Origin of the sequence: Arthrobacter zhaoguopingii (genome assembly GCF_009828605.1) — a bacterium.
Taxonomy (GTDB): Bacteria; Actinomycetota; Actinomycetes; order Actinomycetales; family Micrococcaceae; genus Arthrobacter_D; species Arthrobacter_D zhaoguopingii.
The window spans coordinates 19,228-38,609 of record NZ_WIAE01000012.1 but is presented as its reverse complement, the minus strand read 5'-3'; the positions used below and the strand labels follow the sequence as shown (position 1 = coordinate 38,609).

Below are 19,382 nucleotides of genomic sequence, written 5' to 3'. Positions count from 1 at the left end.
GTCGGCCTCCGAATCCCGCGCAGCCGCCTTCTGTGTCTCTATCCCCTCTCGCGAGCAAACCTGAGGTCGATGCCACCTAAGCCTGCTCGTGGTGATGGTGCTCACGAATCGCTAGCTCGCGGTCCCTGCTTCGCCTGGGCAGGATCGGGTCGCGGTCTAGCATGAGCGCAGTCGAAGCAGTTGGAAAAATGCCCTACAACTTCTCCCCGGCCCGCCTGCGTTGCATCGAACTGGCCGAGAACCTCGCCGCCTACGAGTCACCCGCTTCCTGAGCACTGGCCTTCCCCAACTCATAGCTGAGGTCCCCAGTCCGTCGGGTTAACGGATCCTTCGACGACAAAGCTGATAGTCAATCGGAAGCCCGGCTGGACGCACGCAAGTCGTACCTTTTCGAGCATCCCTATAGCCACTTAAGTCGAGGGCTGATCGACTGTTGCATCAGGTGTACTTGGCGCAAAGTTTGTCTCTCCTTTAGCTTGAAGGAGTAGGGGAGCTGTCATTGGCACGACAGCTCCCCTAGACGGTGCGCGCGAGAGCTAGCCACCTCGCAGGCTTCACCGTTTCTTATAGTTGGCCTTTCTCATCGGGCCTTCGGTCGCGGAAGTGGGTGATGAGTCGCTCAGGCCTCGGTCGCGCCGAGCTGCCTGAGGATGCTGCGGTTGTCGGTGCGCACGAACTCCTCCAGAAGCCGACCCCGATCGTCCATCCGGAAGATGTTGATCAGGTCCATGACGATCCGGGCTCCGTTGGGTTGCAGGAGCCCGACGGGGGACTGCGTGAAGGGGCGGACGAAGGTGCCCTCGATCCAGGTCTGGCAGGCGATGAGGTCACCTTCGACCACGACGATGCCGCGCCGGATGCTGCGGTCGTCGAACGCGTCCCGTAACGACGCGAAGTAGGCGCTGAGCCCGGCGTAGTCCGATTCGAAACCGTCGGGCCCATGGAAGCGGAAGCGCTCAGTGTCAAAGTAGGAATCCACCTCCTCTGGGTGCTCGCCGGAAACCTCGAGCTCTCCTGCACGGACCAGGCGGGCCACGAGCTCATCTCGGGTGTAAAGGGGCATGGGGTTCCTTCCAATCATGGTTTTCCTCTTGGAGGCCACTAATAGGTTCCACGCCCTGCATCCATGCCACAAGCGACAATATCGCACCGCAGCCATGCCATCCCGGCATACAATGGAAGTCATGACGGAAGTGACGCTGACTGGGATGCGCGTGGTCCTCGAAGTGGCCCGCGCCGGCTCCTTCAGCGCGGCCGCCGAGAACCTTGGCTACACCCAGTCCGCGGTATCGCGTCAGGTCGCGGCGAGCGAGCGGGCAACTGGCGGGCCCTTGTTCGAACGGCGGGCGCGGGGGGTGCGTCCAACAGCAGCGGGTGAGGTGCTGGTCCGGCATGCCGGACAGGTGTTTGAACGCTTAGCAGCCGCTAAGCAGGAACTGGCCGGGATACACGACCGGCTCGCTGGGCGTCTGGTTCTGGGCGGCTACCCCACCGCGATGGCGCACCTCATTCCGCGCGCGGTAGCGCGCCTGCTCACCGCACACCCGGACGTGGAGGTTCAGCTGATGGAATCCTCGACACCGTCCCAGCTCACAGCCCTGCGGCGGGGCCGCCTGGAGGTCGCCGTCCTGGCGACCGGTCAGGGACTGCCTGACTACGAGCTCGATGGCCTCGACCTTACAGAGGTGCGCGGCGGACGCGGCATCGGGGTCGCTGTCGCAGAAGCCCATCCTTTCGCCGGTCGCACCGAGGTCAGCGTGCACGACCTGACCGACCAACGGTGGATCGTGGGCGCGAGCACCAACGGCTCGCCCGAGTTCGGCGCCTGGCCGGACCTGCCCGACCCGAAGATCGCCTTCTCGGTTCATGGCTGGCCCGCTCGCTTCGGTCTGGTGTCCGCGGGCCTGGGCATCGCACTCGTGCCGGGCAGCGTCGCTGCGGTTATTCCCCGAGGGGTGTGTTGGGTGCCGGTCCGCGCTACAGGCACCTCCCTTAGACGGACGACCTGGGCCGTCACTACCGCCCAGCCCAGCCCGCCCGCCACCGCCGCGGTGCGCGCCCTCGTCGATGAAGCACGCTCCTGGAGCACTCACCCACCCACATGAAGTGATCTCGCACGGATCAGCAAATCATTCGTTTGCTTTACAGGGTCCGGCCCACTTGCACTGAAGCCGCCCAGCACTCCACCTTCAAGCAGCAACAGTCCGTAGCCCATACGCCTTCGCAAAACCCTCACCGGGTCCTAAAGAGCGATCCTTCTGTGCATGGCCGATGATGCGCAAACTGTACTCGACGCAACACCTGACGAGTAGATGATTGGTCAGGACATCGGCCCTCGCGATCCAGTAATGATCTGCGATCTAGTTTCGGGGTGACGGGGCGCTTCAGGTACAGGAGAGCTAGGCACTTCGCGGCGTCGGTCCGGCCGCTGCCGTGGAAGACTGCTGGCATGGAGGCCCCAGCGCGCGACCACGACCTCGTCCTCTTCGGTGCGACCGGCTTCGTCGGTGAACTCATCGCCGGATATCTTGCGGACCACGCTCCGCCGGACCTGCGCGTGGGGCTCGCCGGGAGGTCGAGAGTGAAGCTCGAGGCCGTACGGTCCAGACTGCCCGTCGCCGTACACGAGTGGGCCCTCATCGAGGCTGATTCGGATCACCCCGGCTCGCTTGCTGCGCTGGCCGCGGGCACCAGGGTTCTCTTCACCACGGTGGGTCCCTACGCGAAGTACGGACTGCCCCTCGTTGAGGCGTGTGCCCGCGCCGGCACCCACTACGGGGACCTGACGGGCGAGGTGTCCTTCCTCCGTGAAGCCATCGACCGTTGCGACGCCCTGGCAAGGACTACCGGTGCACGGATCGTCCATGCCTGCGGCTACGACTCCGTCCCGTCGGACCTCGCGGTGCTCCTCCTACACCAGGCCGTGGAGGCCGACGGCGCGGGCGGACTGACCGGGGTGCAGCTCGTCGCCAGGGCGAAGGGTGGCTTCAGCGGCGGCACCATCGAGTCGATGCGTGGGCAGCTCGACGGCATGCGGTCGGACCCTGTGCTGCGATCGCTCGCGGGCGATCCCTACTCCCTCAGTCCGGACCGGACGGCGGAACCCTCGACCCGGCAGCCGGCGGATCTGGGGTGGGTCGGCCGTACGGAGGACGGCCTGCGGACCGCGCCCTTCATCATGGCAGCGGCGAATACGCGGATCGTGCGCCGCAGCAACGCCCTGCAGGGCTGGGCCTACGGCCGGTCCCTGCGGTACGGCGAGGTGATGGGCACGGGTCGGGGGCCCGCCGGTGCCGTCATCGCCGGAGCGACGGCGCTCGGCCTTCGGGTGTTCGGAGCCGCACTGGCCCTACCCCCTACGAGGAAACTACTGGACCGCGTCCTTCCCTCGCCCGGTGAAGGCCCGAGCGAGGCCGCGCGGCGCTCAGGCTGGTTCCGTTCTCAGGTGACTGCCTCCACCGAGAGCGGCCGGCGGTACCGGGCCGTCGTAGCCGGGCCCGGCGACCCGGGATACACCGCCACCGCCGTGATGGCCGGGGAGACAGCGCTCTCACTTGCCCTCGACGGCGACCGCCTGCCGCCCGCCGCGGGATCGCTGACCCCAGCGACCGCCCTCGGCGATGTCCTGGTTGAGCGGCTGCGCGCCGCAGGCCATACCTACGAAGTCATTTCCCTCACCTGACGCAGGAAGTGGTGCACTCTGCCCAACCAACAATCCGCTTGAGGCGTAGCAATACCTACCGGTGCTCAATGGGTCCTTCATGCACACCTCACTAATGGGGTGTGCGGAGACAGAGCATCCAGTCGAGGACCTGTGGAAAACGCGTTGCTGTTGGCACCCCTCATCGTGCACATCACCATGCTGGGTATACGTACCTCGAACGCCTGCAGGGCGCATCCAACCAGCGGGCTCCAGGACACCGCACGACATGGGACCGGCCTACGGGACGAGGGACGTTGTTGCGACATAGGCGTCTAAGAATCGCTCGCGGCATAAAGTTGGTGCATGGCTGCAAACACGAAGAAGGTCGAGATCATCGACGGTTACACCATCAAGTACCACGCGAACGGGACTACCCTGTGGTCGAAGGGGCGGATCGAGAGCGGGAACCCGATCGGCTACTGGGAGTGGTACAGAATCGATGGCACCCTGAAGCGGTCCGGGCATTTCGAGGCAGGTGAGCCGATTGGTGAATGGACCACATATGATCAAGACGGCAAACCTTACAAAGTGACTGATCGTGGTCGCCCCCGCGCGAAGCATGAGTGAACCCGGCTATTCGCTGCTGTGACAGTCCTACCGTCTCACCATGCGTCTGAAACCCACCCACTTACGGGACGGTGAGCGAACGGCCTATGCCCCTCATGGCCTGGACCACCTGTCCAAGATGCGCCTGAGGCCACACTAGACACTTTGCACCTCGGCGCATCGACGAGACCAAAGCCCGGGAGTACCAGCAGCACTGGTCACGGCGGACTTGGGAACGCTGGAGCTGACTCGAAGCTGATAGCCACCCGTCGAGAACAGTGTGTGCAATCAAGAACACTTGCACGTAAGCCCATCCCCTTGCGGCACTCGGTTGTGCTCGACGCAACACCTGCGATGGAGACTGACTGGGTGAGCAGACGGCTAATTCTAATTGCCCTGCTCGAATGGCTGCCAGCGCGGGTCGAGCGCGTAGTCCTGTCTGCGCTTCTCCAACGCTGCTTTCACCTGACCGGGCGCGTCGTCGCCGGCAAGGAGTCGGAGCCGGCAGGCGTCGTGGTCGGCAATGTGGGTGAGGATCCCCGCGGCGATTTCGGCAGGTGCTGTACCTCCGGCAGTGCCGTCGACCGGCCACGGAACGTCGGGTGTCCCGAAGAGAGTCGTGCGGAGGTCGTCGTAGGGGCGCATCGGTTTCGCAAACCGCATGCTGCTGCTGGCCCAATCGGTGTCAATCGAGCCGGGCTGAACGATGGTCACATGGACCCCGAATGCGGCCACCTCCGCGGCCATCGCCTCGGTCCATCCCTCTAGGCCCCACTTCGCCGCGTTATACAGACCGAGAGTTGGCATCGTCCCGACCGCTCCGACTGTGGAGATCTGAACGATATGGCCTCCACCCTGCTTCCGCATGACCGGAAGCGCAGCCTGGCAAAGCCATAGGGGGCCAAGAAGATCCGTATCGAGTAGCGACCGCACTTCCTCTTCGGATACCTCCTCAATTGCTCCGATAAGTCCGTAACCGGCGTTATTCACCAGAACATCCAGGCGCCCAAATGCCGCAACAGCGGCATCGACGGCGGCGGCCGCTGCGGAACGATCGCGGACGTCGAACCGGTGGACGTGCAGCCGGTCGTACGCGGGCAGGGAATGCTCGCCTCTGACGGTGGCAACCACCGTGTGCCCCTCTTCCAACGCGGCAAGCGTAAGGGCGCGTCCGAGCCCGCGTCCGGCTCCCGTGATCATCCAGGTCTGCGAGGTTGTCATGAACACAGGCTACCGAAAAACGAGACGGACCGTCTCGTTTTTTGAGCTAGGGTAAGTAGATGGCTAGTAGGAGAACGCGTGCTCGCGTCCATGAAGCGGTACTCTCTCTTGCCTCCCTTGAGGGCTTCACCAAGCTCACAATGGAGGGTGTGGCCTCGCGAGCTGGAGTGGGTAAGCAGACGCTCTACCGCAGCTGGACGTCAACGGGGGCGATCTTGTTCGACGCCCTTCTGGCACGCAGCCAAAGCCCTGATGGCATCGTCGTTGTTCCAGACAGCGGCAATCTGCGAGCTGACCTCATCGAGCTCGTACAAGAGACGATCGCCGAACTTTGCCATCCAACGACGGAGCCGCTGCTGCGTTCGGTCACGGCCGCGATCCAGACCGATCTGATACTGGCGACTCAATACCGCAAGCTGCTGCTCGAACCCCAGATGCAGGCCGTTGCCGGACGCCTCCACCGCGGCGGGGTAGAAAGAGCTGAGGAACTAGCGGAAATCCTTGTCGGGCCCCTCCTTCACCGCTGGCTGCTACGCAGCGGCACCCTCGACAACTCGTGGGCAGAAGCTCACGTCGAGCGAGTGCTGAGCGCCTCCGGTACGAGCTGAGATCAGCGGTGGGCACCGCCGGCCCGCACTCGGTACACGATCGTGCCCAAACCCAGTGATCACCGTATGACCGCCGCGTGGGGGCCGGAGCTGTTCCCCGATGTTGGCGGTGAGCGCCGCATGGCTGGTGGAGGAGTCGTTATCGGTGATTCCGCGTCGCTCCCGTCGGCGCGGTGGTGAAGCAGGGAGCCTTCAGTCATCAATCTCGCGTTGGGCGTCTTCGGCCAGGTCCCGAAGCACCTGCTGATCCTCCACCGTGAAGTCCCGGGGGTTCTGATCGATGATGCACAAGGTACCGACGGCCCAGCCGCCAGAACCAATCAGCGGGTAGCCGGCGTAGAAGCGGATGCGGGGCTCACCGGTGACGAGCGGGTTGTTCTTGAATAGGGGATCGTTGAGTGTGTCGTTGATTATCATCGGGCCGGCCCGGCGGATGGTCTCACTGCAGAGTGCGATGTCCCGCGGGGTGTTTTGGCCCAGCGGGCCGATGACAGATTTGAGGAACTGCCGCTGCTTGGCGATTAGGGCGACGCTGGCGGAGCTGACCCCGAAGTGTTCTTTGGCTTGACGGGTGATCCGGTCGAAGCGCTCCTCGGCTGGGGTGTCCACCAGCCCTGTCCGCTCCACCGCCCGCAGCCGCTCCGCCTCGGCCTGCGTCGGGGTGAGGAAGGAGGTACCGGCGGCGCCCAGATCCTCCAGCGCCCGTTCCAAAATGTCGCCGGCCTCGTCGATACCGGCGGCCTCCGGGGTGCCGTCGCCGGCGCTGGAAGTGCTGTCGGTGTTCATGCCCTGACCATCGGTGCTGTAGGGGACGCGAAGCTCCGAAGCGGTGTCTGGCAGGATCTCATTGAGCGTAAGGGCCAGGATGTCGCCTTCCAGCTGGGGGATTCCCTGCTCCCCCAGCAGGTATGCCTTCACCTCCACCTGGGACAGGGAGCCACCCATGGCGTAGTAGGCGATCCACAGCTCCGCCGGACCCAGCCCTGCCTGGGCGGCCGCGGTCACGGTGAGCTGCTGCTGTGTCTGTTCGTCCATGGAAAAACCTCGAACCCAGTTCACGGGAGCGGCCATCCCCTCCCGGCAGGCGGGCGGCCGATCCCTAGGCACCATCAATCAGCGTGCTTAGGGTCGAGGATAGTGAAGGCAGGCCCGGGCAGCAAAACACGGACACACTCGACCGGAGCGGCACTAATAGGGTAGGGACATCGTGGGCGCGGCGTACCGGCTTCATTCCGGCATTGCCGCCGTCGACTGGAGGGGAGCCGGAGGGGTCGGCGGTCTCCCACCGGGTTGCGGTGGCAGTGGCCCGTCCTTTTGCCCAGTCGAGCGCCTCGTCGGCGCCGAGCGGGTTTGAGCGGCTGCCGGTCCCGTCCTGGGGCACCAGCGCGATCCCCATACTCATGTCGATTCGAACCTGCTGCCCGTCCACTTCGAAGGGTTCCTTGACCGCCCCATGGAGCCGGTCCAGCAATTTGGGAAGGTCCTCATCCAAGGTGTCTCGAATGCTTGCATCTCCAGCGGCATGCCCGAAGGTGTTGTTGACGAGGGGGAAATCGTCCAGGTCGATCAGGCCGATCGCCACCGTCACCTCCCGCGTGGAGCGGCACAACTGGGCAGTCCTGCCACCGCTTCCTCGCCCGGGTGCTTTCCCCGCTCCCGCACTCCTACCGCGTCAAGATGATTGGCCGGCTCCTGCAGGGTCTGGCCGGAACCTCCCGGTAGGGTTGATGTCCATGGCTGACCGGTGCTCGATCGCGGACGCGATGACTATCCTTGGCGGACGCTGGGCCGTAATGTTTCGGGAACTGGACTACGGCCGGCGCCGGTGCAACGAGATCCTCACGGCGACGAGGGCACCGCGGGAGGTGCTCACCACCCGGCTGCGGGAGCTGAAGCACGCCGGACGGATCCGCCGCGAGCAGTACTCACAGCACTCCCCGCGGGCCAAGTATCACCTGACACCGGCCGGCGAAGAACTCGGCCCGGTCCTCATGGTCCTCGCCGCGTGGGGCGAAAAACGGGGGAAACACTCGGACCTGACCGCGCCGGTCGACTTCCGGCACGCGGATCATCACCTCAGCCGCGGCTGGCCTGCGCACAGTGCAGGGACAAGGTGGAACCGGGCAGCGTTTCGGCCCGATCCAATCCCGGCCCTTGGAACGGCGATGTCCCGTTGGGTCATTAGCCGCGGGATGGGACGGGCCGCGCCTGACAGGTCCCCTGACTCATCCGCCGATGAGCGGCGGGCTGGCAGCTGTGGTTGAGGCTTCACCGACGTCATCCCTGATCCCGAACCTCGTCCCGGCCGATGTCATGGCAGAGGAGGCCTTCACCGACGCATTCGCGGTGGAGCTCTATCCGGAGGAGGAGGCGGTTCTCGAAAATGCCCTCGATGAGCGGCGCCGCGAATTTGAGACGGTTCGGCTCTGTGCCCGCAGGGCTCTCACGCGGCTCGGCGTTCAGCCCGGCCCTCTTGTACCGGGAGTGCAGCGTGCACCGCTCTGGCCCGTCGGCGTCGTGGGGAGCATGACCCATTGTGAGGGGTACCGGGCCGCGGCTGTTGGCCGCGTCCCTTCCGTCGCCTCTGTCGGGATTGACGCCGAACTTCACATGCCTTTGCCCGACGGCGTGCTGGGGGTGATAGCCCGTGAGGACGAGAGAAGCGCGATCGCGTCCCTCTCCGCGTCACGTCCGGCCATTGCCTGGGACAGGCTCCTCTTCAGCGCGAAGGAGAGCGTGTTCAAGGCATGGTTCCCTCTGACCGGACAATGGCTCGATTTCACGGACTGCTCAATAACATTGCAGCCCGATGAGTTCACCTTCACCGCAGCTCTCCGAGTTCCGGGGCCGGTGGTGAGGGGAAGACGGCGCAATACTTTCCCCGGGCGATGGTCGAGTTCCGGAACGCTGGGCCGCGGCCATCTGGGGACGGCCGTTACCATCCAGTGACGCCGGCTTTACCGGTGGCCGCGTGCGGCGCGGGGTCCGGACAGCTGGCTGCGGTCGTTGGAACGACCTGGCCTCACGGCGGGTTCCCCCGCAGAGGCCGTGGGAAGGATTCTGGCCGAAGCTTATGCGGAGGAGCGCTCTAGAGTGCGGGCAGCGGCAGCCGGTACAGCCAGGGAGTGAGGATGGTGCGGGCATCGAAGCCCGGGACGGCACCGCAGATCCGGTCGGCGGTGCCGCACAGGTCACTGGTTGTTACTGATCCGAAGCGGTATTCCTCTGTCCAGGCTCGGAGGAAACTGAAGAACGGCCCGTCTCCGGCGGCCCGGCGGAGGGCGTGGACCGCGAGGGCGCCTCGTTTGTAGACCCGGTCATCGAACATGCTCTCTGGCCCCGGGTCGCCCACCATAAGGTCCTGCGGGCTCACCGACAGCCCACGCCATGCGGCCCCGGCCCGGTCTGCCGCCGTGGAGTTCCCGGACGCCTCGGACCAGAGCCACTCCGCGTAGCAGGCGAATCCTTCGTGGAGCCAGATGTCGGCCCATGTGGTGGCAGTCAGCGAGTTCCCGAACCATTGGTGGGCCAGTTCATGGGCGATGAGGCGCTGGGATTCCCAGTCCTGCGTGAGGTGGTTGGGCCCAAGGACGGACAGGGACTGGGCTTCGAGCGGGATTTCGAGTTCGTCACCGGCCACGACGACGGTGTAGGTGGCGAACGGGTAGGGCCCAAATAAGGTCTCAAAGCTTTCCATCATCTCCCCTTGGCGCGCCAGTGCGGTCTGGGCTTTGGCCATGAGGGCCGGCGGTGCGCCCAGGTACTGAAGGACGGGCCGGCGCCCTGCCCGGTGGTCCGTCGTGTCGGCGGGGAACATCAGGGTCCGCAGGTCGTAACGGCCGATCTGCACGGTGGCGAGGTAACTGGCCATGGGTTCCGGCTGGTCGAAAACCCAGGTTTCTCGGCTGGCTTTGGCGGAGTGGGAGACCAGGACGCCGTTGCAGATAACCCGGTAGTTGGCGTCGGTGGTGATCGTGTATCCGAAGCTGGCCTTCTGGCCCGGATGATCGTTGCAGGGGAACCAGGAAGCCGCACCGGTGGGTTGCCCGGCCACCAGGACCCCGTCGGTGAGTTCTTCCCAACCGACCTCGCCCCAGTTCCCGAGCTGGGGTGCAGGGGTACCGCCGTAGCGGATGTCGAGGCTGAACCAGGTGCCGGCGGGCAGGGGCCGCTCCGGAGTGATGATCAGCTGAGTGCCGCGGTGAACGAACCGTCTCACTCGCTGCCCGGCGAGCTGGACCTTCTGCACGCGGAGCCCGGCGAGGTTCAGGACAACCGTGGCGAGTGTGGTGGATGCCTGTGCCGTGATGGTGGCGTGGCCGGCGAGCCGGTTGGAACTGACCCGGTAGTCAAGGTCCAGCTCATAGCGGGAGACCCGGTAATCCCGGCTTCCGTGGCCGGGCGTGTAGGAATCGGCAGGACCGTGGGCAGCGGTGGCTGGCATGCTCGTGGTTCCTTCGGTGGGCGCGGGCTGGCGGTCGAGGGTCACCGTGCCAGGGCTTTCGAGGCAGGGGTGGTGGGCGGCTCTGTGCCCGGCGGGGCGGTCCAGGGGCTGACGGGGTTGCCGATCCAGTAGCTTCCGGCAGGAACGGTTTCGCCACGCATGACCAGGGAAGCCGGGCCGACGGTGGCCCCGGCGCCTATCCTGGCGGCGGGCAGGATCACCCCGTGCGGGCCCATGGTGGCACCGTCGTCGAGGGTGACGGTGTCAATGCTCATTACCCTGTCGTGGAAGAGGTGGGTCTGGATGACGCACCCGCGGTTGACCGTCGAGTTCGCGCCCAGGCTGACCAGGTCCGCTTCCGGGAGCCAATAGCTTTCACACCAGGCACCCGGCCCGATCCGGGCACCGAGTGCTCGAAGCCACCACACCAGGGCCGGGGTGCCGGCGGCGGCCCGGGCGAACCAGGGTGCGGTAACCATCTCGACGAAGGTGTCAACGACCTCATTGCGCCAGATGAACGAACTCCACAGCGGGTGTTCTCCCGGGCGGATCCGACCCACCAGCAGCCATTTCGCCGCGACGGAACTTCCCGCGGCGACACCGCCGGCGCCCAGGACTACCACGGTTCCGAGCAGCGCCGCGGCGGGGTACCCGTTCCACGCAGTGATCAGGTCAAGGACGGCGAGGATACCGGCGGCAATCGCGGCGGTCAGGATGACCGGGACCGCCCGGCCCAGCTCCCAGCAGGAGCGGTAGATTTTCAAGCGCAGGGAAGGGTCGAAGGTCAGGCTCTGGTCCATGTCCATCCGGGCCCGGCGCAGCCGGACCGGCGGGCTGCCCAGCCAGGAAGTTCCGGACTTGGCTTTGACCGGTGTCGCGGACAGGACGGCAACAAGGGAGTTTTTCGGGACGCTGCGCCCGGCCCCTGTCATGCCGGAATTGCCGACGAAGGCCCGTTTCCCGATTCTGGCCGGGCCGATCTTCATCCAGCCGCCGCCGAGTTCGTAAGAGGCGATTCTGGTGTCATCGGCCAGGAACGCCCCGTCTCCAACCGTGGTCATGGACGGCAGGAGGAGCACTGTTGATGCTTCAACGTTCCGGCCCACCGTGGCTCCGAGGAGCCGCAGCCAGACCGGAGTGAACAGGCTGGCGTAGAGCGGAAAGAGCAGGTCCCGGGCGAGGTCAAGGAGGCGTTCGGTGGCCCAGACCCGCCAGCCGGTGAGGCTCCGGACCCGGTAGTGGCCAGGGGCAAGGTTGCGCCCAAGGAGCCGGACAATGGCTGCGATGAGGATCATGTTGGAAAGGAACCAGATGAGCGCCGCTACCGGAACCGCCCACAGCAGCACGGGCCAGGAGGACCAGAGCGAGTCCTGGCCTTCGATGGCACCGGCCACGAACGCGGCTCCCGCAGCGGCGGATAGATAGGGGACGGTGGCCAAAAGTGCCGATGCGAGGGCGTAGGCGGGGAACCAGAACCTTGTACCGGGCCGTCCCGGCAGCGGGGCGGGCCACTCGTGCTGTGCTTTGCCGAGGCGTTGTGCCGGTGAACCGGCAAACCGCTGGTCGGCCTTGACCTTGCCCGTGACCGCCGAGCCGGGGGCAACCTCCGCGCCGGCTCCGATCCTCGAGCCGGGCATCAGGATGCTGCGTGAGCCCACGGTGGCGCCCGGACCGACCCGGATGTCTCCGATGTGCACCAGGTCTCCGTCGATCCACCACCCGGAGAGGTCCACTTCCGGTTCGATCGAGCAGCCCTCCCCCAGGCTCAGCATCCCGGTCACGGGGGGCACGGAATGCAGGTCGACGTCCTTGCCGATCTTCACCCCGAGCGCACGCGCGTAGTAGGGGATCCACGGCGCGCCGCCAAGGCTGACTGCGCCCGACAGGTCAGAGATCTGTTCGGCCAGCCATAACCTCAGGTGGACCTTCCCGGAGCGCGGATAACTGCCGGGTGTGACGCCGCGCAGCAGAACCCGGGCCACCCCGGCTGAGACGGCCATCCGTCCCCACGGGCTCACGAAGACAGCCCAGGAGGCAAGCACCCACCACCAGGACACGACGGGGGCCAGCCGCAGCGCCCCCGAAGTTGCGAGAAGGTTGTTAATGGCCATCAGATACGTCAGCCACCGCATGGATACCAGCAATTGCAGTGGTATCCCAGCCAGGATTTGGAATATCTGGGACTTCACCGCGGTGGGCTTGACGGTGCGTTCCGTCCCGGCGGCGGCTTCGTCACCGCCCTCCGGGTCGGAAAGGCGGGCCAGTTCCGCGAGGGCGCCGAGCCGGGGGCGGGCGTAGATGTCCGCGACCGTGATGGTCGGGTAGCGCACGCGCAGGGCCGAGACGAGCCTGGCCGCGGCCAGGCTCGCTCCGCCGTGGGCGAAGAAGTCGGCGTCCAGGCTTTCCGGTGCCGAGCCCAGGACGTCGGCCCATTGCTGCGCGATCCACGCTGTCCGCTGATCCAGGTTCAGGGCCGGACCGGAGTCCCCGGAAGGGGTCGAGTTCAGCGGCCAGGGCAGGGCATTCCTGTCGACCTTTCCGCTGGTCTTGACCGGGAGGGATCCAATGGTGGTCAGCAGGGGGATCAGCGCCGCCGGCAGCAGATCCGCCAGCAGTTCCCGCGCACGGGCCAGATCCGGGGCGGTGCCCGGGGCGGGCGCCAGGTAGCCGATGAGGACCTGATTGCCTGCGGCCGTGGTCTGCACCGCGGCCGCGGCGCCGTGGATGCCGGGCAGGGTCTGGAGGGCGGCGTCTATTTCACCCAGTTCGATCCGGCGCCCGCCGAGTTTGACCTGGTCGTCAGCGCGCCCGAGGAAGACGAGGCCTTCCTTTTCGTAGCGGACCAGGTCACCGCTGCGGTACGCCCGGGCCCAGCCCAGGGTGGCCATGGGCGCGTATTTCTCCGCGTCCTTGGCCGCATCGAGGTACCTGGCCAGGCCCACACCCCCGATGATCAGTTCCCCGCTCTCCCCCTCCCCCACGGGAATCCCGTCCGGGTCGACGACCGCCAGGTCCCAGCCGTCCAGTGGCAGCCCGATCCTCACCGGTCCCGCCCCGTCCATCCGGGCGGCGCACGCCACCACCGTCGCCTCGGTGGGCCCGTAGGTGTTCCAGACCTCACGTTCGTCCACCGCGAGGCGGGCGGCCAGGTCCGGCGGGCAGGCCTCGCCGCCGAAGATCAGCAACCGGACCGCTTCAAGCGACTCGGCCGGCCAGAGCCCGGCAAGGGTGGGAACCGTGGAGACGATGGTGATGCCGTTGGTGATCAGCCACGGACCCAGATCCATTCCCGTTCGGACCAGGGACCGCGGGGCCGGGACCAGACAGGCTCCGTTGCGCCAGGCCAGCCACATCTCCTCGCAGGAAGCATCGAACGCCACGGACAGCCCGGCCAGTACCCTGTCGGAGGTGTTCACGGGTTCATCCGGCAGGAACAGGCGCGCTTCGGCGTCCACAAAGGCCGACGCGGAGCGGTGGGTGACCGCCACCCCCTTCGGGGTGCCGGTGGATCCGGACGTGAAAATCACCCACGCGTCATCGTCCGGGGTTGCCTGGCGGGGCGCGGGAAAGGGCCGCACGCGGTCCGGGGAGGTGATGATCTCACCTGCTCGCACGATCCCGGCTACCCCTGCCTCCTCAAACACCAGGCGGGCGCGCTCGTCCGGATCATCGGCGTCGACCGGAACGTAGGCCGCACCGACATGCAGAATGGCCAGGATCGCCACGTACAGCTCATTTGTGCCAGAAGGGATCCGGACCCCGACCTTGTCTCCGGCACCGATGCCGGCCTCATGCAGCGCTGTGGCATGCCGCTTCACCTCGGTGAGGAGCTCCGCGTAGCTGAGCGACGTATCTCCGTCATCCAGGGCGGATGAGTCAGGAAACCGTTCTGCGGTTTCCCTCAGCACGTGGACGAGGGTGCGTGGCGGAGCCGCATGGGCAGCGCGGGCCAGCTGCGGACGGAGGGCTCTCACGGTCCCATTCTGTCCGAGGACTGGCTCCTTCGGCTAATCGCCGCCCGGGCGCGTCCCCCGCCCGGCACTAGTGTGGCGCAGCTCCGGTGCAGTGCGACGGAATGATATCCACCGCCGCGTCTTGTCGTGGACCCGACACCTCCCGGCTTTACATCGCGGCCATCAGCCGGACGCATCAGGCCCGGTCCCAGCAGGTCCTTGTGCTGGTGGAGCAATACCTCCGAGATCGGGCACTGCCGTTCGTCGAAGCCTTCCTGGCCGTACGGTGCCGTCAGGGCCAGCCCAGGTCCTGGCCGTTCCTTCTTCAGTAACCGCTATTTCTTCAGTGGCGGGGTACGGAAGTTCTTCCATTCGCGGTGGAATCGGGCCTCGGCCTTCAAGGCGCGGGATTGCTCAAGTGCGTGCAGGCGGCCGAAGGTGAAGCCGTTTTCGCCCTCCAGGAACGCTTCGGCGCCGAGCCGGCGCAGCAGCTCGCGGGTGACAACGCTGTCTTGGTGGTCGCCGAGGATTTTCTGCACGCCGTGGGCGGCGTCGGCCAGTTGTGCAGCCCGCGCCGGGTTGATCGGTGCTGCTGCTTCGGCGGCATAGCGCAGGCGTTTGCCGTCCTTGCGTGCTTCGTGCAGGGCCGGGTCGTCTCCGGTGCCGGCGGTATGTCTCACTGCCTTCCGGGCTGCCTTGCGCAGCCGTTTCACGTCGCGTCTGATCAGTTTCGGAATCACTTTGTGCGCGCGTCCGGAGGCCAGCGGCGTTAGGGCCGGGGCGGCAAGCAGGGCTTCGAGCGCGTCAAGCAGACGGAAGTACCGTTGCCCGTTCAGTGCATTGACCACGTCTGTATGTGCCTTGTGGTAGTCGGCTCCGAGCTGCAGATCGATTCTGCGCACGACGGGACCCATGACCAATTCGACGGGCTCCGCGGCGACCAGGTCTTTGAGCCGTTCATGCATGACTTCGGCGTCCCGGGCTTCGCCAAGAACACCGGCCAGCCACTTCAACTCCTGGCGCAGGAAATTCACCGCGTCGGCGTCGGCCAGCAATTCACGGTAGGTCGCCAGCACTGAGCGGATACGCCGGGTGGCGACCCGCATTCCGTGGACAGCGGCGTGGGCGTCCAACCGCACCCGGGGGTCCTCATCCTTCAGTGCCTCGACGTGCTCCCGGAGGTAGGCAAGCAGGACGTCGGCGGCGGAAGCCTTGCGCTTGGGAGGCGGCAATGCCGCGGTGCCGCGGTTCAGGCGGGGGCCCAGGGCACGTGCCAGCGTGGAACTGTGCCCGGCCAGCCGGACGCCGGCGGCCGCAAGGAGCTCCTGCCCGGCATCGAGCAGTTCCCGGGATCCGTCGACGAGTTCGAACTCCCACTCCCGCCAGTGCAGTTCAGATCCTTTCGGGGCGAGAACCTTTGCCTTGACCCGGTCCTCACTGAACTCGGCCAGGACATCGTCGCTCTCGCCGCGCAGGCGGTGAACCGTGCGCCGGGTCCGCAGCCGCACCACCGGAACCAGGGCCGCGTCCCTGCTGTGGACACGGATCAACCGCAGCAGCGGTTCCGGGACGCCGTCGGGCTCCACTCCCAACGGCTCGCGGTACTCACACCGTTCATCCGCGGCCAGGGGAAGCTTCAAATGCCAACCTGCGTCACCGCCGCCGGTCCGCCGCCGCAACGTGATGCGCAGGGATGCCAGGAGCAGGTCCGCGGTGTCGAAGTACGTGGCCTCCAGCCGGTGCTCCGCCGGCGGGTCCACGCGGGCAACGCCGGGCAGGTGCTCCAGAGGCGGAACCGCGGTCCCGTCCCCGACGTCGTACTTCCGCTCAATTTCCACCACCGGTGTGGGATCCATAGCCGGAGTTTATCTGCGCCACCGGGGAAATTTCAGAAACACGATAGGCCCGTGACGGATCGGCTGCCTAGGGCATCAAAGCTTGCCTTGCGACCGCGGACCCGTTAATAGTGGTTTGGCGGGCCGTCGTCGTGCCGGCCGGTGAGCGCGCGGCAGGTCAGGGTCGGCGTGGCCGTTCCCGGTCGCACTTCACGGCATCCTCCATCACGTGGAGATTGACCGGGATGTTCACGGGACTTTCACACTCCGCCAACCGGTCGGACACCGCGGGAGTTTAGGCTCGGATTGTGAATCCGGATATCGACCTGGGTGAGGTACACGCGCTGTCTGTTCGTGGTGCGGATAGTCCGCTGCGTGAACGTCAGATACTCATGCTGCAGCAGAGCCTTTACAACGCGCGCGTTCGCACCCTTCCCGAACTTGCCAGGGTAATTGAGGTGTGCACCGGCCGCCCGATCACCTCATTACGGGAGATACGTCAAAGTGAACTGCGTCCAATGCTGCGTCACGTCCAAACCATGATGGACAAGGTTGACGTTGATCCTCAAAGCATTCCGGCTTCCGTTCCTGCGCGCGATCGTACCTTCGAGGCGCCCACCCCGGGGTAGGGAATGAAGAACGACGGCGGAGAAGTGGGCCAAGAGTCAGGTTCCACCTTGCGACGCTCAGGTCACAAGAAGCCGGCGGCGCACACCACTCCTCAACGTTGATAGCCGTCAATACTGTCGGTGCCCGGGCAGGCTTCCGGCATGCTGGGCGTAGCCCGGCGTGGAATGTAGCGATGAATCAAATGGCTTCTGTCCAGACGTAATGCTGCGAGCGCCTGTCGTTAGCGGTCGCTGGTGCCGCTGAACAGCGTTGCGAGGAGAACGCGCGCGTGACGGTCCGGGGAGAGGGGCTGACCGAGTACTCCTTGCGCAAGCGCCGGGACGCCGAAGGGCAGCATGCCTGCGAGCAGAAGTAGCAGCAGGAACTCGTCGTCGTCTACGTCGGGCAGGGCACCGCCGGCTCGTAAGCGTGCTGCGACAGGGGCCACGGCGGCCCGTGCGCTGTTGAGACTTCCGAGGAGGTAGTCGAGGCGATCGTTAGGGACTGAGCCCTCGTGCACGAGGAGCCGAGCAATATCGGGCTGGCGTGCGCAGGCGCGAATAAAGCCTTCGATAAAGGCTGCCGTGTCTGGCTCACAGGGGCTTTCGGTTTCGGTGCGCGTGATGGCGTCCGCCAGCGGCTGGAGGGTGGCTGCGAACTCCGCGTCCGCGGCGTCCACGACGGCTTGCCAGACGCCTTGCTTCGAGCCGAAGTGGTGACGCACCAAGCCGTGGGTGACGCCTGCGGCCCCCGCAATCTCACGGGTGCCGACAGCGTCGACGCCGCGCTGGGCGAAGAGGGTACGGGCGGCCGCCACCAATCTCGCTCTGGTTTCCGCAGCCTCCGCATCGGGACGGCGACCGGTGGTGCGGCGGATAGCCCGGTGGGGCCGCGGAGACGTCATCGCCACATCTTGACAGGAACAGCAACGCGGGTCAAAAGTTTGCTATGCGACTGGATAGCAAAATGCAGGTCGGCATTCTGGGCGCCGGGCCGGCCGGCCTCACGGCCGCTGTAGCCCTTCAGCGGTACGCGCCGCCGGGATCGGTCGACATAACCGTGCTCGATCGTTACAACAGCTCCGCGGATTACCCGGGCGTCGAGTACGGCATCCAGGCCCGCGCAATGCGAGCCCTACACCGGGTACGGGCCGACGACGCGGCCCGGCGCCGCGGTAACCCCGTCGACCGGATCGAGTTCTACAACAGGAACGGTCACCGGCAGCTGGCGCTGCGAGTCGACCCGCGGTGGTCGATCGGTGTGTTGCGCCGGGAGTTCCTCACGGATCTAGCGTCCCTGAGCGCCGCACCGCTGCTTCGGGGACACGACGTCAACGCCATCGTGGCGGCCGACGGTGGACGAAGGGTCGACGTCACCTTCGCGGATGGTCAGCCCGCCCGCCGCTTCGATCTGCTCGTTGCCGCCGACGGTGTGCAGTCCGTCGCCCGCAGGCAGTTTTTCCCCGCTGACGCGGTGACCCATGACCGCGGCTTCAGCGCCATCTACCTGCTGGTGGACGAAACAAAAGCACCGGACGGCAATATGCCGCCCGGATTTTCCAGCATTGCCAACGGCGGCACGATTCGTTTCATGCGGGGTTCCTTCGCCACCGCCGTCTGGTTCCCTGCCGGCAACGGCCGATTGACACTGGCGCTTGGCTTCGATCACGCCACACGCGCACACATCTGGGTTTCACAAGGGCTTCCACCCGATGCTGCCTGGCAGAATCTCTCGGGCGTGCAGCGGCGGTCCCTCGCCCGGCGGATCGCTGCGGACGTTCCCGGTCCTGGCGGCCTGGTTGTGCAGGCACTCGACCTCGTCGAAGATTGGGTCAGCCCGGATGTCTACCTGTGGTCAATGCGCGACAGCGATCCACTGGCCCAGCCTTACACCGCTGGCCTGCCCGTCGTCCTGCTCGGTGACGCCGCCCACGCGTTTCTGCCCACCATTGGCATGGGCGCCAGCCTTGCCATCGAAGACGCAGAGATCTTTTCCCGCATTCTGGCACGTCACCTGGCCGGCGGCGGAAGCCTCGATGAACTCCACACCAAGGTCCTGCAACGCTTCGGGGACCATCGGCGGGGCGTATGGCTGGACCTCATGACTCGAGCGCGTGATGCCGTGACGAACTGGCGGCACGAGACCGTCGAGCAGGGATTCGTTCTCTCACCATTTGTCCCCACCCGCGTAGGATCCGCCCTCGTGCGCGGCTACGAGCAGGTTCGCGGCCGCACCCTCACCCCTACCGACCACGCCGCCTAGATGGAATCGGCCATGAGCACCGCGGTGACCGACCGGGCGTAGACCTCCTCGCCCAGTCCGAATCCCACTGAACGGTGCTGGCCTACGGGAACCACGGAGTGTTCGTTGGGGAGGTCGATGCCCAGTTCGGACAGTGATTCCACCGCCGGGGGTTCAGGGATTCACCCGGGGTCATGCCGGCGGAGTGGACGGTGATGGAGC

Annotated in this window: 17 protein-coding genes; 8 read left to right on the top strand and 9 right to left on the bottom strand. The window is 66.1% G+C overall.

Going from position 1 to position 19,382, the window contains the following annotated elements; all coding sequences use genetic code 11:
- Positions 1-619 precede the first annotated feature (619 nt).
- Complete coding sequence (locus GVV77_RS14590) at positions 620-1,063, bottom strand: ester cyclase (RefSeq protein WP_201293249.1); 444 nt, start codon at positions 1,061-1,063, stop codon at positions 620-622.
- A gap of 121 nt (positions 1,064-1,184) precedes the next feature.
- Between GVV77_RS14590 and GVV77_RS14585 the strand changes: the two genes are divergently transcribed.
- The 3 genes from GVV77_RS14585 (at position 1,185) to GVV77_RS14575 (ending at position 4,270) form a co-directional block, all read left to right on the top strand.
- Entirely contained in the window at positions 1,185-2,105 is a 921-nt protein-coding gene (locus GVV77_RS14585) for a LysR family transcriptional regulator (RefSeq protein ID WP_159619556.1), read from the top strand.
- 344 nt (positions 2,106-2,449) lie between these two features.
- Positions 2,450-3,682, top strand: coding sequence for a saccharopine dehydrogenase family protein (locus GVV77_RS14580; RefSeq protein WP_159619554.1), 1,233 nt, complete (start codon positions 2,450-2,452; stop codon positions 3,680-3,682).
- A gap of 324 nt (positions 3,683-4,006) precedes the next feature.
- On the top strand, positions 4,007-4,270 hold the full coding sequence (locus GVV77_RS14575; RefSeq protein ID WP_159619552.1) for a toxin-antitoxin system YwqK family antitoxin: 264 nt from the start codon (positions 4,007-4,009) through the stop codon (positions 4,268-4,270).
- A 366-nt stretch (positions 4,271-4,636) separates the two neighbouring features.
- On the opposite strand, the gene GVV77_RS14570 is transcribed toward GVV77_RS14575, so the two are convergent.
- Positions 4,637-5,470, bottom strand: coding sequence for an SDR family NAD(P)-dependent oxidoreductase (locus tag GVV77_RS14570; protein WP_246199843.1), 834 nt, complete (start codon positions 5,468-5,470; stop codon positions 4,637-4,639).
- Between the two features lie 59 nt (positions 5,471-5,529).
- Between GVV77_RS14570 and GVV77_RS14565 the strand changes: the two genes are divergently transcribed.
- The gene (locus tag GVV77_RS14565) at positions 5,530-6,078 is read left to right on the top strand and encodes a TetR/AcrR family transcriptional regulator (protein WP_159619550.1); all 549 of its coding nucleotides are present in this window, start codon (positions 5,530-5,532) and stop codon (positions 6,076-6,078) included.
- 192 nt (positions 6,079-6,270) lie between these two features.
- On the opposite strand, the gene GVV77_RS14560 is transcribed toward GVV77_RS14565, so the two are convergent.
- A complete protein-coding gene (locus GVV77_RS14560) occupies positions 6,271-7,113 on the bottom strand; it encodes a GAF domain-containing protein (RefSeq protein ID WP_159619548.1) in 843 nt (280 codons plus the stop codon).
- 64 nt (positions 7,114-7,177) lie between these two features.
- A complete protein-coding gene (locus GVV77_RS14555; RefSeq protein WP_159619546.1) occupies positions 7,178-7,660 on the bottom strand; it encodes a hypothetical protein in 483 nt (160 codons plus the stop codon).
- Between the two features lie 151 nt (positions 7,661-7,811).
- On the opposite strand from GVV77_RS14555, the gene GVV77_RS14550 reads away from it, so the two are divergent.
- On the top strand, positions 7,812-8,342 hold the full coding sequence (locus GVV77_RS14550; protein ID WP_159619544.1) for a winged helix-turn-helix transcriptional regulator: 531 nt from the start codon (positions 7,812-7,814) through the stop codon (positions 8,340-8,342).
- A complete protein-coding gene (locus GVV77_RS14545; protein WP_201293248.1) occupies positions 8,314-9,027 on the top strand; it encodes a 4'-phosphopantetheinyl transferase family protein in 714 nt (237 codons plus the stop codon). Before GVV77_RS14550 ends, GVV77_RS14545 begins: the two co-directional genes overlap by 29 nt.
- 139 nt (positions 9,028-9,166) lie before the next feature.
- Here GVV77_RS14545 and GVV77_RS14540 read toward each other — a convergent pair whose 3' ends face one another.
- The 3 genes from GVV77_RS14540 to GVV77_RS14530 all read right to left on the bottom strand — a co-directional run bounded on the left by GVV77_RS14540 (position 9,167) and on the right by GVV77_RS14530 (position 16,331).
- A complete protein-coding gene (locus GVV77_RS14540) occupies positions 9,167-10,522 on the bottom strand; it encodes a M1 family metallopeptidase (protein ID WP_159619542.1) in 1,356 nt (451 codons plus the stop codon).
- Between the two features lie 41 nt (positions 10,523-10,563).
- A complete protein-coding gene (locus tag GVV77_RS14535) occupies positions 10,564-14,496 on the bottom strand; it encodes a Pls/PosA family non-ribosomal peptide synthetase (protein WP_201293247.1) in 3,933 nt (1,310 codons plus the stop codon).
- Positions 14,497-14,810: 314 nt separating this feature from the next.
- Positions 14,811-16,331, bottom strand: coding sequence for a CYTH and CHAD domain-containing protein (locus GVV77_RS14530; protein ID WP_159619540.1), 1,521 nt, complete (start codon positions 16,329-16,331; stop codon positions 14,811-14,813).
- 287 nt (positions 16,332-16,618) lie between these two features.
- On the opposite strand from GVV77_RS14530, the gene GVV77_RS14525 reads away from it, so the two are divergent.
- On the top strand, positions 16,619-16,939 hold the full coding sequence (locus GVV77_RS14525; RefSeq protein WP_159619538.1) for a hypothetical protein: 321 nt from the start codon (positions 16,619-16,621) through the stop codon (positions 16,937-16,939).
- A 221-nt stretch (positions 16,940-17,160) separates the two neighbouring features.
- Here GVV77_RS14525 and GVV77_RS14520 read toward each other — a convergent pair whose 3' ends face one another.
- Positions 17,161-17,823, bottom strand: a complete 663-nt coding sequence (locus GVV77_RS14520; protein WP_159619536.1) for a TetR/AcrR family transcriptional regulator — start codon at positions 17,821-17,823, stop codon at positions 17,161-17,163.
- Between the two features lie 62 nt (positions 17,824-17,885).
- Here GVV77_RS14520 and GVV77_RS14515 point away from each other — a divergent pair, with 62 nt between their 5' ends.
- The gene (locus tag GVV77_RS14515; protein ID WP_159619534.1) at positions 17,886-19,181 is read left to right on the top strand and encodes an FAD-dependent oxidoreductase; all 1,296 of its coding nucleotides are present in this window, start codon (positions 17,886-17,888) and stop codon (positions 19,179-19,181) included.
- Here GVV77_RS14515 and GVV77_RS14510 read toward each other — a convergent pair.
- A complete protein-coding gene (locus GVV77_RS14510) occupies positions 19,178-19,324 on the bottom strand; it encodes a hypothetical protein (protein ID WP_159619532.1) in 147 nt (48 codons plus the stop codon). The two genes, GVV77_RS14515 and GVV77_RS14510, sit on opposite strands and share 4 nt — an antisense overlap.
- Between the last annotated feature and the right edge of the window lie 58 nt (positions 19,325-19,382).

Coding starts and splice junctions, on each gene's coding strand:
- GVV77_RS14590 (WP_201293249.1), bottom strand. CDS start 1,063: ATGCCCCTTTACACCCGAGATGAGCTCGTGGCCCGCCTGGTCCGTGCA.
- GVV77_RS14585 (WP_159619556.1), top strand. CDS start 1,185: ATGACGGAAGTGACGCTGACTGGGATGCGCGTGGTCCTCGAAGTGGCC.
- GVV77_RS14580 (WP_159619554.1), top strand. CDS start 2,450: ATGGAGGCCCCAGCGCGCGACCACGACCTCGTCCTCTTCGGTGCGACC.
- GVV77_RS14575 (WP_159619552.1), top strand. CDS start 4,007: ATGGCTGCAAACACGAAGAAGGTCGAGATCATCGACGGTTACACCATC.
- GVV77_RS14570 (WP_246199843.1), bottom strand. CDS start 5,470: ATGACAACCTCGCAGACCTGGATGATCACGGGAGCCGGACGCGGGCTC.
- GVV77_RS14565 (WP_159619550.1), top strand. CDS start 5,530: ATGGCTAGTAGGAGAACGCGTGCTCGCGTCCATGAAGCGGTACTCTCT.
- GVV77_RS14560 (WP_159619548.1), bottom strand. CDS start 7,113: ATGGACGAACAGACACAGCAGCAGCTCACCGTGACCGCGGCCGCCCAG.
- GVV77_RS14550 (WP_159619544.1), top strand. CDS start 7,812: ATGGCTGACCGGTGCTCGATCGCGGACGCGATGACTATCCTTGGCGGA.
- GVV77_RS14545 (WP_201293248.1), top strand. CDS start 8,314: ATGAGCGGCGGGCTGGCAGCTGTGGTTGAGGCTTCACCGACGTCATCC.
- GVV77_RS14540 (WP_159619542.1), bottom strand. CDS start 10,522: ATGCCAGCCACCGCTGCCCACGGTCCTGCCGATTCCTACACGCCCGGC.
- GVV77_RS14530 (WP_159619540.1), bottom strand. CDS start 16,331: ATGGATCCCACACCGGTGGTGGAAATTGAGCGGAAGTACGACGTCGGG.
- GVV77_RS14520 (WP_159619536.1), bottom strand. CDS start 17,823: ATGACGTCTCCGCGGCCCCACCGGGCTATCCGCCGCACCACCGGTCGC.
- GVV77_RS14515 (WP_159619534.1), top strand. CDS start 17,886: ATGCAGGTCGGCATTCTGGGCGCCGGGCCGGCCGGCCTCACGGCCGCT.